We start from the raw sequence: 13,849 nt of genomic DNA, 5'->3' as shown, positions 1-13,849 counted from the left end.
CCCCCTTTACTAAAAACTGACCACTTCGTTAATCCAACATAACTTCCCAAAGAGATTTTTATCCTCGACTTCACCCTCGTTAGTTTTACGATTCCAGAGCTTGGAAAGTTGCGTTAAACTACCCGTTTGCACAGCAAACAAAAAACGGATGCATCGGCATCCGCTGTTCCACTATCGTTATTCGTTAGAGCTTAACTAGGATTCACCCGTTCCCCTTTGACAAAATCAATTTTATTCTGTCCATACTGATCTAAAAGCAGAGGCAAGCCCCTCAACTGGTGTTCGTGGTTACGCACTTTTTACTTACTGATTATGTTTGTGCCGCCGAACAAGAAAAAAACCCGCAGCATGAAGCATGCCGCAGGTCTCTAACTCGTATTACTTTAGATCGTTCCATGCCGAAGCTCAACTTAGGAACTGACATCCGTATCAATGATTTCATCCAGTTCTGAACTATGTTCGTTTGCGGCTGCAATAACTTCTTGATCGACCTTATTACTTCCTTGAATTTGCTCCGCGGCTTGGGCTTGATTGTTCAGTTGCTTAACAATTTGTCCTGTGCCATGAGCTCCTTGATGTCCTCTACTGGATGTCATTGTATTTATCCTCCAAATTCGAAAGTTGATCTCCCTACTAAATTATGATGCTATTTTCCACCCTTATTAAACATAGAGCCTCATTGGTTCGTTTTCGCCTCATGCAATTGTGTAATCAACACCAACAGACTCAGCTACTGTTAATTTAATGGTTCGCTGAAATGTTTTTAAGCATCACCTGGTTGATCGTGTGTATTATTTTGTGCAGACTGGTCAGGTGATTTTCGAGTTCGAGATTGCAGTTCCTTATCTACGGTACGCTGAGATTTGGTTATCTTAGTTTTAGTTTTATTGGACATTGAGATTACCTCCTTTCTATTTTGGATGAAATAAGCTAAAAAATTTAGCCTGTTCTGTGGGAAAGTTTCCTCAGGCTATTTTAGGGCTTTATATGTGAATCATTTTGTTAACTAACCACCTTAATTACTATTTGCCTCATCAATTTTACCCTTTTGATTTGGTTTTTGGTTTTTTTGCTTTTCGGATTTCACGCTTTTCTTTTGATTAGTCATAACTTTAGCACACCCCTTTGAGTAATTTGAAACATATATATTGTACTCACTTAAGAAGTAATATAAGCAGACACATTGTGCCAATCACTTAGTTGGTCGGCGAAATTAAACAATAACAGCACTTTACTTGTACCACAGGCTAAAGCGGCAATAAACCAACTAAAGTATGAAGTAGCGCAAGAATTGGGCATCCCTCTTCAGCCAAATGGCTACAATGGATTAGTTCAATACAACTTCCCACGGATTCGTTACAACCTCGCAACCCTTAATTAGCGCTTTCAGAAAGGGTATATCTTTTTCAGCTAGTTCTTGTCAAAATCGGGAATGGGATCAAGTTCTTGTCACTCGAAATTTAGTAATGAATAAAACGTTGTCAACCGCTCGAAATACGTATCAATTTAATATATTAGAGATATTTCCTCTAACGTTCACCTTTAGATTCTTGTAGCGTAAATATTTTCGGCTATGCAATAAACATGAACCTCATGTTTTCTAGACATTTTAAGGAAAAATTAAAAAGACTGCATTCACCCCAGGAGGAATAGGTGCTTGTAGTCTTTTTTGCTTGCCTGCAAATATCATCAAATTAGCGTCTGAAGCTTCCTGTAGAGCCTGAAAGTTGTTGTTCTGCGATTTGTACTAACCGCTTAGTAATGTTGCCACCAATAGAGCCGGCATCGCGTGAAGCGAGGTCTCCATTATATGCTTGAAGCTGAATCCCTAACTCTTGAGCGACCTCATACTTTAGTTGATCCAATGCTGCTTTCGCTTGTGGAACTGCCAATGTGTTGTTGTTAGCCATGATGTAATTCACTCCTTTTCTTGGTGTGATTTTATATTGTGGAGTTTAAGGAATATTTATGCATGCGTTAAACTTTTTGCCCTTTTCATTATTTGAAGGAATGCATCAAGATCCTCTTGGGCTAAAACTTCAAGGGACGCTTGTTGTTTTTGTGATTTTAATTCTTTGTTTTCTTCCCTAAGCTTCATGTTTTCTTGAAGCAACTCATCATACTTTTGCAAGTGTTCATTGGCTAATTTAATGATCTTATGCAAAGCCTCATTATAAGAAATAGACTGATTAATAGGAATATCCGCGGATACATTAGCACTAGATACAGTAACTACTTGTTTTATTTCTTTATGTGTTGGCTTCTGCTTAGATGAACGGTTTTGTTTAGCTGTTTGTATTTCGTTTTCATACTTCTTCCTAATATCTTTATTCCACCTGAATCCGCATGCTGCTGCCGTGCGATTAATTTTAGAGGCGGCTTCCTCAAACGCAGCCAATTGTGTACTCCCAGTCCTAATATGAGATAATACTGTTTTAGCTAATAATTGATCATGTTCGTCATTCCATGAGTCCTCACGTTTTTTCTCACCCAAACTCTAGTCACCTCTCTCTATTAGTATTTATTAGAATTCTTACCTGTAATATTAAATTTATTCAAAGTTAATGCATAAAAGACCCACATATAGTATATGTAAGTCTTTTATAATCAGATATATAAGTAAATTAGTCCCTCGCGTTTTTAGAATTTCAAAATCGGCAGCCTTCGTAAAATTACTTTTATACTGAACCAAAAATAGAAACAGCGATAGACAAGGACGAGAGAATATAGTATTAACTATCGTTCTGCGTTAGTTCAACAATTTATCTTTTCTTTTAACTTTTCATTAAAAACTTTATAATAATACTCATGTTTCTCCGGAAGTCGCACTGCAGGATTCCACCATTTAATATGATGAGTATAAGAGGCGCTCCGAATATCTAAAAGAACGCAATAAAATAGATATGTATAAGCTCTTTTCTTTAAAATCCCCGTCTTTAACCACTCCCTCATGTCAATCTCATGGTTTTCTTCAGCTATCATTAAACTCTCGTTCCTCGTTAGTTTAATATTGGATTAAAATAGCAGCATTAGTGTACTACTACAACCACGCTACCAAATAGCTTTTCATCTACATAAGCTTCTAGTCTCCATAAACCTTTTGAAGGTAAAGTCATCGTTGTAGGCATTTTACCTGCCTTATTATTATCTTTTATATTTATATTTGGAATACCAATACTACCTTCAAATACATTTACTTTCTCTCCAGTTTGTTTGCTAACTCCAACAATCTTTACTTTTTTACCAAATAAATTTTGCGTTTCTTGTGGTGTATCAGCCCAAAAATGCCACATATACTTTTGTTTTTTCCCAGGATAAAACCGATCTACCTCTTGATCGTTATAAATGAATCCTATTTTTCCTTGTTCACCTAACAGCATATAATCATCGGCTTTAAACATACTGCTTATTTGCCATGATTTATCTTCGTTTAATACTTTTGGACTTTCCTTGGTCATTACGGTGGTATCAATTTTAGAACAACCGATTAAGAACAACAGCAAAACTATAAATCCTAATTTCAATCTCATAATGCCACCTCCTGTAATTGGATGAAATTTTTGCACACTGTTGCTCTAAACTTATCACTATTACCATATTTTAACAATTTTTAAATTTCGAAACGCTGCCCGTTACGTAATGAAGCTGCCAATCGTAACGGCAGCTTCTCTAATTATGTTTATTCAACAAACGTTCCTCGTTAGTTAAATCGATGTCGTATTCATTTTGAGGTTGATTAACATGATCCTCGTTGGAGATAAGCTTTTAACTCTTTATCGGGATAACCCGATGATAACATAGCCTGCTTAGGTAAACGATTAAGCAACAAAATGAGCATATACAGCTTGTTCCACGCAAGCCGTCATTTTCATGCGTCATCTTTATTTTTTAGTGATTGCTTTTGCTGTTCTTTTTTCAATTTTTCAGGTGTAACATCATTACCTAAAGGGTCTAATATTGTTAACCCTGTAACTGTGCTGATTACTTGTCCGCGAATAATTTGAAGATATTCTTGACGTAATTCTTGACGCTCTTTTAATTCTGTTTGTGTTAAACCATCTTCTTTTTGTTTTTTAGCTAATATGTTAATTCGATTTAAAATTTCAATCATTTCTTTCTCCGCCTTTCTTTTTATAAAAGTTCTTGTGCAAGTAATCGATAAGACTGTAGTCTTGCTTCATGACTATGACTGATTGTCCCAATCACAGCTTCATTAATACCAAAATTTTCATCATGTGCACGTAATGTATTTGCAACATTTTTTGCACTCCCTACTAGGAGTCGTTTACGGTTATTCTGTATATGCATCTTATCCATTTCGGTATAAGAATAATTTAATGCTTCCTCAGGAGATAATACTTGAAAAGGCATCCCTTTATCTAAAAATAATAAGTTTAAATCTAAACTAGCTGCATGATATTCAGCTTCTTCATCTGTTTCTGCCACCATCACGAAATAACCAACATTAATTTGAGGGTTTTGCAAAAACTCCGAAGGAATGAAATTTGTACGATAAGACTCCAACATTTCGGCAGATAATTGTCCACTAATGAATTGAGCAAACGAATAACCAATACCGAATCGTCCTGCTTGTGCAGCGCTGCTGCCACTAGATCCTAATAGCCAGACTTCAGGTAATGGAGCACCCAATGGAGCTGCAACTGTACGATTATATAGATGGTCAACAGGCATCGTTTCTGACATAAACATCATTGTATCTGCTAATTTATCGTACTGGTTGAACAGGTTCGGTTGTTTTCCTTCATGTAATGCAAGAGTAGAAAATTGGTCACCACCGGGTGCACGGCCTACACCGAAATCAATTCTATTCGGGTATAATGTCGTTAATGTTTTAAATATTTCTGCCATTTTTAATGGCGAGTAATGCATCATCATGATTCCACCAGAACCAACACGAATTTGGTTTGTCACTGATGCAATATGGGCAATCAATATTTCAGGTGAAGCACTAGCGAAGTTTGCAGATCCATGATGTTCGGAATACCATATTCTTTGATATCCTAAATCATCTACTAATTTAGCTAATTCAATAGTATTTTGTATAGTTTCATGAGGAGCCTGCCCATTTGAAACTGGAGTTTGATCCAAAACGCTTAATTTCATAAACAAGCCCTTCTTTCGTAGTTAATATAGATTCTTAATATCCATAATTGCACTGTTGACGATTCTGTCTTTACTCTTTCCAGCCTGTCAGCCTGTCCTGTCTGAAGTCATTAATTAATCCACTGCACAATATCCTTCATGTCTTTTCTTCCTCTTGGGAATACAGGCTCATTTGCTCGGTATCCAAATGCGACCATAGCCGAAACAGCTAAGTGACCATCCTCTAGTAAGTTTTCTTCAGCAAGGAGCTTTTCTACCTTATCGATATAGAATCCTTCTATTGGACAAGAGTCAATTCCTAGTAACGCTCCTACAGTCATCATATTGGCAAAGGGAAGAAAGGTTTGTCTTTTAGCCCAATCCAGCGCTTTTTGCTCATTTTCAAACAGATTCTGTTGGTTTACTTGAAAATTTCTTATACCCTCTATTATTTGATCAGATTTTTCGTCTGGAACACCCCAAACATTAAGCCAGTGATTTCTTACATATTCTGAGTCGTACCTTGTATCCTTGCTTGTTCTTGAAAGAATGATAACGAAATGGCTCGCAGTTGGCAGATGACCTTGTGCACCTGGAGAAATCTCATTTAGCTTTTCTCTGAATTCCTGATTTTGGACAACGAGGAATTTCCAAGGTTCAATACCACATGAGCTTGGTGAAAGTCGGGCTGCTTCTAAGATTACATTAAAGTCTTCCTCTGAGATTTTTTTTGTTGGATCAAAGCTTTTTATAGCACGTCTAAAATTAAACGCATCAAGAATTTCTTCTCTATTTATCATTCGTTGTGTCATATTCGAACACTTCCTTCTTAGTTTTTTTAACGCATCCAGTTAAGCCAACATCTTTTGTTTAAACAATGAATGTTGTATACTCGATTGATTCTAAAGTAAAATTCATTTATGCTCAATCATCAGTTTTGGTGTTTTATCGCCTAAACAACAAACAAATTAAATTGTCGTCTATTCATAGAAAAGTGAGTGATAAATATGGAAGAGATGAAAGTAGATCCACGTATTATTCGAACAAGAAAATTGTTAATGGATGCCTTTAACAAAATAGCTCAAAAAAAGGAGTTCAAAGACATTACAATAAACGACATTACGGAGGAAGCAACCGTAAATCGTGCCACTTTTTATTCTCATTTTCAAGATAAATACGACTTAATGGATGCCTCCATTACAGAAGATATATTAGAAAGCATTGTGAAACACTTGAATCATTACGATAGGTTAAATGAAGAGACTATTGAAAAAATCTTTTTTACATTAACTAAGTTTCATACAAAAAAACGTACAGAATATAGCTCACAATGTAGAAGAAGTATGGAATCCTTTTATTCAATAATTGAACAAAAAATAAAAAAAAAGCTGGGAGAATTATTTTATACCCTATTTTTAAAACAACAACCTAACTTGGATTCGGAAGCCTTAAAAATTGGTACTACTGTGTTGAGTTGGGGAATTTACGGAGCATCTGTGGATTGGGAAAATAATAGTTCTCTTTCAGCAGAACAATATATAAAAAAAGCCTTACCTTTTATAGTGACGGAAATAAATAATATTAAAGGATGATAATTGACCATTTTTTCCTCAATATCCATTTATCTTACTAAGCGTTACTAAACAATCTCGGCGCGATTGTGGAACAGGAAATAAAGGGATCTTTACGATTTAGGTATTGATAATTGAAGCAAATGACACAAGACTATTATCCGATTCTTCTCTCGACCGAAATAAAAAAGCCCGCCGGGATTGTTGTAACTAAACCGGCGGGTTTCTTTCGCTAAAGTTTCTCGTTAGTTGAACGGAAAACTGTTGGATGGCATTAAAATAATGTTTTTCGCGAAGCATGATGGGCATGAAATAATTCTTTCAATCTTGTTTGCATACTTAATGGGAACATAACTTCCCCCACCTGTAAATCAAATTACCTCGATTTTACCTCGGATAACTGCCAGTTACTTTAATGAACTAAAGAGGAGCTGCCGCGATTTGAATAAATGGATAATGTAATCCAAAACAAGTCCTATAATAAGGAAAAAACAGAAATGGATTAAATATGCTGTGAAACGAAAGGTAACTAAAATACTGCTAGCCCGAAATACGCTTTTATCTATCATCCAGTCTCTGTAAGGTGCAGCCCTTATCAACCAAGTAATTGGAGGAAATTGACTTAGAATAATATTTGCTAATCCACTACCAAAATAGTCAATTAAACATATTATTATGCTCATTGCTGAGAACCAAAAAGTGATTTTTCTTAGAAGAAACATAACGCTTACCACCTCCAACGAAATCAGATACCATTAAAACATGATTCTTTTTGTGAGCCTTTCACTCTTAATGTTAGACGCTCTTTGTTGGGGATAGTTTCCACAAAAATCTTGTAATTCATTTTCACTTTGTATATAGTAATTTTCAATGTTACTCCACTAACCTGCCCGTTAGTTGAGAAAAGGCAACCGATCCAATAGGGTCGGTTGCCTCTTGTTGTTATTGAACTCTCGTTCAACGTTAGCGTAATGACCGCAAAGAGCGGCAGCGATGCAGTTAAATTTGATATTTTAACGGAAGTCATATGTTTTATTTGTCACCCAGACTTTATAGGTAATAGTTCCATCTAAATATTCCTGGTCACAATGAACATCATGTCGTTGTCCATGAATTGTGTTTGATCTTACTAATTCAAACAGTAGGGCATAAGCTAATTTCGAGTCCTTAGTTTTATAACCATCAAATAAGTAACCGATTTGGTTATAAGCTTCACTATACACCCACTCGTGCGCCTCTCGAATAGTCTCGAACTGCATATCTTCAACAAACCAAGATAGTGAATCTTCAGAATTTTTATCGTTCTGATGCATTGATCATTCAATCCTTTCTTAGATTATGAATTTATGATACGTTCTTTAACTCGGTAGTATTGTTTCTACTCGCTAAAAATTTAAACCATCCTGCGATTTAACATAATACGTCTGCCCTTTAGCAGCCGTTAAAGTTTCGTTATCCGTTAGCGGAATAAGGTGGTTTACTTTTCAATTGGCTTTGTTATTCAATAATGTTGATATTCAACTTTATAACTTTTTAATTAGTCGAGAACACAACGTGGTTTTCCGTCAATCTCTAACCGCGGCGTAATACCACCTTCATCATAAACGATGTACTCGCAGCCAGTTTTAACATCTTTTACTATGATAAAATCTTCGCTGGAATAGATGTTTTTTAACGTACCATCATTTATAGAAGCAGAAGAAGTACCACAACCAGACAAAAATACGATTAATCCTAGTGCTAGTATTAAATTTCTCATATTTATCAGTCCCTTTTCATTATTGGGTAAATCCTAATTCGCTGCCGATTATTCCAGCAGCCTGTTGTCATTAATTTGTTTCGTTTTTTGAAAGCTTAACTATCACTAGCGTTATTATATTCAAATACAATATCAGGTAACAGTATTTCTGGGCGAAGGTGCACACTTCGACCCCTTCAACGAAATTTATAAAGAATATTTTTCCCAACCATATCCTGCAAGAACAATAGCACCTGCTGCTATGGGATCCGTCATGGTTCAAATTGACGCTATCGCTCATATCTCGTAGATATTTTCTTTGACATGTTTGAACTTTAACGGAAAACGATTGTTTAACGAATATAACGTTGAGCCACTCAATTGAGTGGCTTTTTTGGGAAGAAAATCAACCAATTTCGTTTAACAGAGCTTATTTTTAAAAATATGAGAAGTGCCGTAAGTTGTGTTAAACTGCCCGTTACTCGAATGAAAACAGGGAGCAGCTGCCACGGCACTCTGCTCCCTGTTTATTGTGCTATCGTTCACCGTTAGTTTATTACAAAATCCAATGCTTTATGGGATCTCAAAGGAGTTTTAAAAAGGCTTATGTTAAACCTGTAAATAAATCCGCCCCTTTATATAACCTCATCAAATGCTCGTCAAAGGCCGATTACGTGTAACATCGAGGCGCATCCGTAGCAGGGGTCCGCCGTTTGAGTTGGCGACGCCGATGACGACGAACCCTACCGATTCATAAAAAGCCTTCGCGTGTTTGGTGGACACCTCTATACGCAAACCGCGACGTGCAATGTCAGCGATCAGCGTACTGGCAACGCCTTGTCTCCTATAGTCAGGATCAGTGAACAGATCCTCGAGTTCGATGAAGTCGTCGACCGGACGCGCCGATGCGAAGCCGACGACCCGCCCGTCAACAACAGCAACATTCGCGAACGGCAGCATCGCGACGTCCCACACGAGCCATTCGGGATGAGCGGCGACTAGCTGGTGGTCGGCTTTGTTTGTCAGCGAAGCTCGGCGATAGACGTCACGTATCGTGTCGACGTCGCCCGTGACCGCGCTCCGAATGACGAGGTCAGACGATATGAATCGTGAGGTCGGCATCCCATCGTTAAACTGATGAATCCACTCTCCTTCTCGCTTGAGGTTTTCGATCCTGTCTCGGATCAACTCGGCGATTTGACTCTCACCCTCTCCATCAACTAATGCTTTCTCTAATGCTTTAATCTCGATTGAAATGATAAATCGCTTAAGCTCAGCCACATTCATAGTGAACGCTCCTCGTCCGACGGTTAAACCTTCACAGTATACTTGATGTATATTATCACTGAGCACGTTTAGTCTATCGAGCTGGCGGTCTCGGATCGCTCATTAAAAAAGAACCGCCCGCACAGGCGAATAGTTTATTACCGATCAAAGCGTATTCCCTAAGGAATGATCGCTATCTTCCAACACGCAATCCTGCCCAATTGCTTAATGCAAAAAGGAGCAGCTGCCGTGGCATCTTCTCCTTAATTTGTTTCAACTATCGTTTCACGTTAGCTCTATGTCCTGACTTTTATTAATGCTACTGGTTACCATACTAACTCATAGAGGCAATATCATATCGTATTTGGTCTACCTCATTGTTAACATACCAAAATTCCAAAGTTTCCTTCCCATCAACATACCCAATAATACTTCCACCTTGTTCCCACCTTGTATAGTAGCTAGCACCATATAATTGCTTTACTTTGTCAATTGATTCTCCAATGCCTATTCCTTTATTAGTTCTTAGTGATTCAGCATTTAAAGTTGTAATACTAATGCGGATAATTTTATCGTTCCCCTTTTTTGTAGCAATCACCAGACCATCTTTTAATTTGTAATAGTCAAAAAGTGCATTTTCTATTCTTTCATATTCCTTACCGTATTTACCGATAAACCAATCATCCTTCATACTTTGGTGTAGCTTTAAGCCATTGATATTTTTCATTACTCAAATTTGTATTGTCTGTAATAAGAGTGTAGTAATATCGTGGGGAAAAATTCGAACCCCAGAAGTAGATAGAACCCATAACGATTAGAATTAATATTGTAATTCCAATCCTCTTCTTCATTTGTTTTACCCCCTAAACGAAATCCATGGTTTATTGGAACATCCGTAATATTTTACCACAATTTGGAATAGAAGTGAGTCTAACCTTGTCGATTGTGTAATTCTGCCCATCCGTATTATGAGATCAATTAATACTCTTAACAGCCCAACCGACTCGCTATATCCACCACGCTCTAATGCCCGTTAGCGGAGTGAAGGGCTACCACGACGGCAGCCCTTCAGATGTTTAACTATCGTTATCCGTTAGAGTTTAACAAGGTACAATGTAACTCAATTCTAAAGTTTTCATTTGGATCGTACCGCGAACCCTTGTCGTTTGATTAGTCTTGTTTATATTTTTCTTTCAGCATACTGGAGCCGATTCCCCCGACAACCATGAGTATCAAAGAACCGAAGTTCCAGAAGAATGACCCTCCATACAAGGTAATCTCCAGCGCCGTTACCTTGTTAAGAAAGAGGACAACGAGTTTGATCACTAACAACACAAGGCCTACTAAAACGAAGACATCAAATAGAAACTTTATTTTCGGGTAAGCCAATTGCTTGCTTTCTTTGATCACCGTTTTTGTCAACTCCTCGTCACTCCTTAGTAACTCATCGATAGTTAACCCAAACAGATCGCTTATTTTAATAATGATTCCAATGCCTGGGTAGTTTTGACCATTCTCCCATTTCGAAACCGACTGCCGGCTTACAAACAACTTCTCGGCAAATTCTTCTTGTGACCAACCATTCTTAGTTCTTTCCGTTTTTAACTTCTCCCCAAATATCATAGCGCAACTGCCTTTCTGCAATTTATAAGCCTATAGTGAATTAATAGCTTGCAGAAGTAAAGATCGCTTTGGTTGCGCGGCCCCGCAACCTCACGTTGCGATCAATGCTGGGCTTGTTAAGGGTCTTCACTTTAAACTAATCTACCCGTTACTTGAATGAAGGCTTTCAACGACGCTAGATTTTATCTATTGATTATTAATATAGCCTGCTTTTAACAGAGCTTGTAGATAGTATAGAAATTCTTGATTTTCTAATGTACATTTTTCTGAATCAATCCCTTTTAATACTATAAGTTCATTTACTAATTTGTTACTCATTCCTTGAATTGTAAAGCTGCTTATATATTGGTTTTCGCTTTCAAGGATAATATTTATTCTTCTTCCCGCATGAATTTCATCAATATCTTTGGTACTTAATTTTATTTCTTTTTTTAAATGTTCAAGCATAATGAAAATGGATATCTTCTCTTCTGCACTATACAAACTATTCAGGACTTCTTCATTTTGAATTGAATAACACTTACTTATTTTTTCATAATCCCCAAATTCCCTTTTATCAAGTTCAATAACTAAATACTTTTTCTTTAAGATGTTTTCAACTTCTTCTAAGGTAAATCTATTTGGTATTTTCAACTTTTTATATTTCTCCATTAATTCTTGCATCAAGGAATACAATATTGTCTCCAATTAAAATTCTCCTCATAGTCGCTTTCATTAATCTTGGTGTTTTAATCAAAATAATACCATAATATTTGAAACCTGTATTTGCAATTGCTAGAAAGAAAGCGAGGATCCTCTATTGTGCTAAACTGACCGTTACTTGAATAGCAACGACAGCCGATCGGGTGGCCGGCTACCGCTATATGAGTATTCAACAAACGTTCTGCGTTAGCGGAATGACTTAAAATTAATCCAATATCTCAATAATTTTTTTAGCAATTAATAAGCATTCACTTTTATTTAATTTTCGCGAAGGATCCAAATGTCGAAGCATAGATTCAATAAAACCAGCTATTTTCTCAGGATCCCTTGACCCGCTAGAGTGAATGCATTTTAGTATTTCACCACTTTCGATACCGTAGATCTCTAAATCAAATGGATCCCATTCTGCAATGATTTTATGTATTTTGTCTCTTTGAGAATTAATAACATTTCCTCCTCTACGCTAATATTGATGGAATAAGTAACGAGACAGTGAGATGGTGATGCTCTTGTTCCTCGTTAACGTAATGGGCTAACTAGTATAGCTTTACTCTAACAGGACAGGAATCATTAAAGAAAAAAATATGGTTCCAACCAAGAATGAGATTAATGAAACTTTATAGCCAAGTTTTTTTATATAAATTACACCAAATACAACTACTAAAAAGGGAATGCCCCATAAGAAATAAGGCAAGAACTTCATTCCACTGTTGGAGTTTAAAATTCTTGGCATTGTTGAAAGTGAATTAATGTAAATAATACTTCCAATTGAAATCCATAAAACTGAAAATAGAAGCCCGAGCATTATGTTAGAAAGTAATTTATATCTACTCACCAAATCCCTCCATCTAAAGGTTGAATCATAATAATTTCATTTGAATACGTTACTAGAGGGAATACATTTTTTTGAGCAAATCTACCCTTTTGTTGAGCAAAGGACCACCTCGCGGCAGCCCTTGTTTTTTAACTATTGTTCTTCTTTAAATGAGTAACAAATGAATAACAATTACTTATTCTTTGATCATACCAAATGCCCAAAGGAAAGATAACGATGCTTTATTAACCCAGTTGTCTTTAATCAATTCCAAAACTTGCTCGTCTGGACCGTTTGGTCCACCATATGCACCACGCATATCTTTACAAGTTAAACCTTGTTCTTGCATTAATTTTAGAAGTTCCCAAGGCATCATCATATTGTTAATGACAGGTTCTCCATATAATCTTCGATAAGCAGTCCAACGAGGACGTGCAGACGGACCAAGTGTAACTGCAACAACAAATCCTCCAGGTTTCAATACCCGAACCATTTCTTTCACAATTTTATGTGGCTGTTCCGACCATTCCAAAGATGTACATGCGAAAATAGCATCAAATTCTTGGTCATCAAATGGAAGTGGGTCACAAACACTTACAAAAGCCGCTACTTCTCTCTTTTTAGCTGCCTCTACCATCTTTGGAGACTGATCCACGCCAACAACTCTATAACCTTTTTCTTTCATTAGCCTTGTGCTTTCACCAGGACCACATCCTAAATCTAATACCTTAATTCCTGAAGTTGTAACAAATTGATAAAAAAACTCTAACATTTCTGCTCGTGGTCCCTGTTTCCATAATTCGCTTTGTTCATCCCATTTAGAGGCTTCTGCATCCATAATTTGAATACTTCGTTCTGTCCAATTCAAAACTATCATCACCTCAATAAAGAGATTATAAATTCATTCCATATTATACCATATACATGTTAGCGATACTTGTTATCAACATTACTGCCCGTTAGCGGAGTGAAAGGCTGCCACGCGGCAGCCCTTCAGAGGTAAAACTATCGTTTCTCGTTAGTTAGTTGAAC

19 protein-coding genes are annotated in these 13,849 nt (G+C 36.8%); 2 read left to right on the top strand and 17 right to left on the bottom strand.

Annotated features, from left to right (window positions below):
• Positions 1 to 410: 410 nt before the first annotated feature.
• Both AC58QG_RS02165 and AC58QG_RS02160 read right to left on the bottom strand, forming a co-directional pair.
• Positions 411 to 596, bottom strand: coding sequence for a hypothetical protein (locus AC58QG_RS02165; RefSeq protein WP_497360312.1), 186 nt, complete (start codon positions 594 to 596; stop codon positions 411 to 413).
• Between the two features lie 167 nt (positions 597 to 763).
• Positions 764 to 895: a hypothetical protein gene (locus AC58QG_RS02160; protein ID WP_436236338.1), complete on the bottom strand. Its 132-nt coding sequence runs from the start codon at positions 893 to 895 to the stop codon at positions 764 to 766.
• A gap of 288 nt (positions 896 to 1,183) precedes the next feature.
• Between AC58QG_RS02160 and AC58QG_RS02155 the strand changes: the two genes are divergently transcribed.
• Positions 1,184 to 1,381 carry an alpha/beta-type small acid-soluble spore protein gene (locus AC58QG_RS02155; RefSeq protein WP_497360310.1) on the top strand — a complete coding sequence of 66 codons (198 nt, stop codon included), beginning with the start codon at positions 1,184 to 1,186 and terminating at the stop codon, positions 1,379 to 1,381.
• A 313-nt stretch (positions 1,382 to 1,694) separates the two neighbouring features.
• On the opposite strand, the gene AC58QG_RS02150 is transcribed toward AC58QG_RS02155, so the two are convergent.
• The 6 genes from AC58QG_RS02150 to AC58QG_RS02125 all read right to left on the bottom strand — a co-directional run bounded on the left by AC58QG_RS02150 (position 1,695) and on the right by AC58QG_RS02125 (position 5,915).
• On the bottom strand, positions 1,695 to 1,910 hold the full coding sequence (locus AC58QG_RS02150; protein ID WP_497360308.1) for an alpha/beta-type small acid-soluble spore protein: 216 nt from the start codon (positions 1,908 to 1,910) through the stop codon (positions 1,695 to 1,697).
• 56 nt (positions 1,911 to 1,966) lie between these two features.
• The gene (locus AC58QG_RS02145; protein ID WP_497360306.1) at positions 1,967 to 2,494 is read right to left on the bottom strand and encodes an RsfA family transcriptional regulator; all 528 of its coding nucleotides are present in this window, start codon (positions 2,492 to 2,494) and stop codon (positions 1,967 to 1,969) included.
• 535 nt (positions 2,495 to 3,029) lie between these two features.
• Positions 3,030 to 3,530: a DUF4871 domain-containing protein gene (locus tag AC58QG_RS02140; RefSeq protein WP_497360304.1), complete on the bottom strand. Its 501-nt coding sequence runs from the start codon at positions 3,528 to 3,530 to the stop codon at positions 3,030 to 3,032.
• A 338-nt stretch (positions 3,531 to 3,868) separates the two neighbouring features.
• Entirely contained in the window at positions 3,869 to 4,111 is a 243-nt protein-coding gene (locus AC58QG_RS02135; RefSeq protein WP_497360302.1) for a DUF896 domain-containing protein, read from the bottom strand.
• Positions 4,112 to 4,131: 20 nt separating this feature from the next.
• Positions 4,132 to 5,124 (bottom strand): LLM class flavin-dependent oxidoreductase, encoded by a 993-nt coding sequence (locus AC58QG_RS02130; protein ID WP_497360300.1) that lies wholly within the window; start codon positions 5,122 to 5,124, stop codon positions 4,132 to 4,134.
• A 110-nt stretch (positions 5,125 to 5,234) separates the two neighbouring features.
• The gene (locus tag AC58QG_RS02125) at positions 5,235 to 5,915 is read right to left on the bottom strand and encodes an NAD(P)H-dependent oxidoreductase (RefSeq protein ID WP_497360298.1); all 681 of its coding nucleotides are present in this window, start codon (positions 5,913 to 5,915) and stop codon (positions 5,235 to 5,237) included.
• 195 nt (positions 5,916 to 6,110) lie between these two features.
• Here AC58QG_RS02125 and AC58QG_RS02120 point away from each other — a divergent pair, with 195 nt between their 5' ends.
• Positions 6,111 to 6,695, top strand: a complete 585-nt coding sequence (locus AC58QG_RS02120) for a TetR/AcrR family transcriptional regulator (protein WP_497360296.1) — start codon at positions 6,111 to 6,113, stop codon at positions 6,693 to 6,695.
• A 992-nt stretch (positions 6,696 to 7,687) separates the two neighbouring features.
• Here the strand turns inward: AC58QG_RS02120 and AC58QG_RS02115 are convergent.
• From AC58QG_RS02115 to AC58QG_RS02075, 9 genes are all read right to left on the bottom strand, one after another.
• Complete coding sequence (locus AC58QG_RS02115; RefSeq protein WP_497360294.1) at positions 7,688 to 7,987, bottom strand: hypothetical protein; 300 nt, start codon at positions 7,985 to 7,987, stop codon at positions 7,688 to 7,690.
• Positions 7,988 to 8,211: 224 nt separating this feature from the next.
• The gene (locus AC58QG_RS02110; protein WP_497360292.1) at positions 8,212 to 8,433 is read right to left on the bottom strand and encodes a DUF6440 family protein; all 222 of its coding nucleotides are present in this window, start codon (positions 8,431 to 8,433) and stop codon (positions 8,212 to 8,214) included.
• A 627-nt stretch (positions 8,434 to 9,060) separates the two neighbouring features.
• Complete coding sequence (locus AC58QG_RS02105) at positions 9,061 to 9,699, bottom strand: GNAT family N-acetyltransferase (protein ID WP_497360290.1); 639 nt, start codon at positions 9,697 to 9,699, stop codon at positions 9,061 to 9,063.
• 313 nt (positions 9,700 to 10,012) lie between these two features.
• Positions 10,013 to 10,405 carry a hypothetical protein gene (locus AC58QG_RS02100; protein ID WP_497360288.1) on the bottom strand — a complete coding sequence of 131 codons (393 nt, stop codon included), beginning with the start codon at positions 10,403 to 10,405 and terminating at the stop codon, positions 10,013 to 10,015.
• A gap of 443 nt (positions 10,406 to 10,848) precedes the next feature.
• Positions 10,849 to 11,301, bottom strand: coding sequence for a helix-turn-helix domain-containing protein (locus AC58QG_RS02095; RefSeq protein ID WP_497360286.1), 453 nt, complete (start codon positions 11,299 to 11,301; stop codon positions 10,849 to 10,851).
• Between the two features lie 186 nt (positions 11,302 to 11,487).
• Positions 11,488 to 11,988 (bottom strand): hypothetical protein, encoded by a 501-nt coding sequence (locus AC58QG_RS02090; protein WP_497360284.1) that lies wholly within the window; start codon positions 11,986 to 11,988, stop codon positions 11,488 to 11,490.
• A gap of 220 nt (positions 11,989 to 12,208) precedes the next feature.
• Positions 12,209 to 12,415 carry a hypothetical protein gene (locus AC58QG_RS02085; RefSeq protein ID WP_497362761.1) on the bottom strand — a complete coding sequence of 69 codons (207 nt, stop codon included), beginning with the start codon at positions 12,413 to 12,415 and terminating at the stop codon, positions 12,209 to 12,211.
• 135 nt (positions 12,416 to 12,550) lie between these two features.
• The gene (locus AC58QG_RS02080; RefSeq protein ID WP_497360282.1) at positions 12,551 to 12,838 is read right to left on the bottom strand and encodes a hypothetical protein; all 288 of its coding nucleotides are present in this window, start codon (positions 12,836 to 12,838) and stop codon (positions 12,551 to 12,553) included.
• Positions 12,839 to 13,013: 175 nt separating this feature from the next.
• A complete protein-coding gene (locus AC58QG_RS02075) occupies positions 13,014 to 13,685 on the bottom strand; it encodes a class I SAM-dependent methyltransferase (protein WP_497360280.1) in 672 nt (223 codons plus the stop codon).
• Between the last annotated feature and the right edge of the window lie 164 nt (positions 13,686 to 13,849).

This window comes from Paenibacillus sp. J22P169 (genome assembly GCF_059691995.1).
Note: the sequence above shows the minus strand (reverse complement) of the source record. Positions and strands in the feature narration are given on the sequence as shown.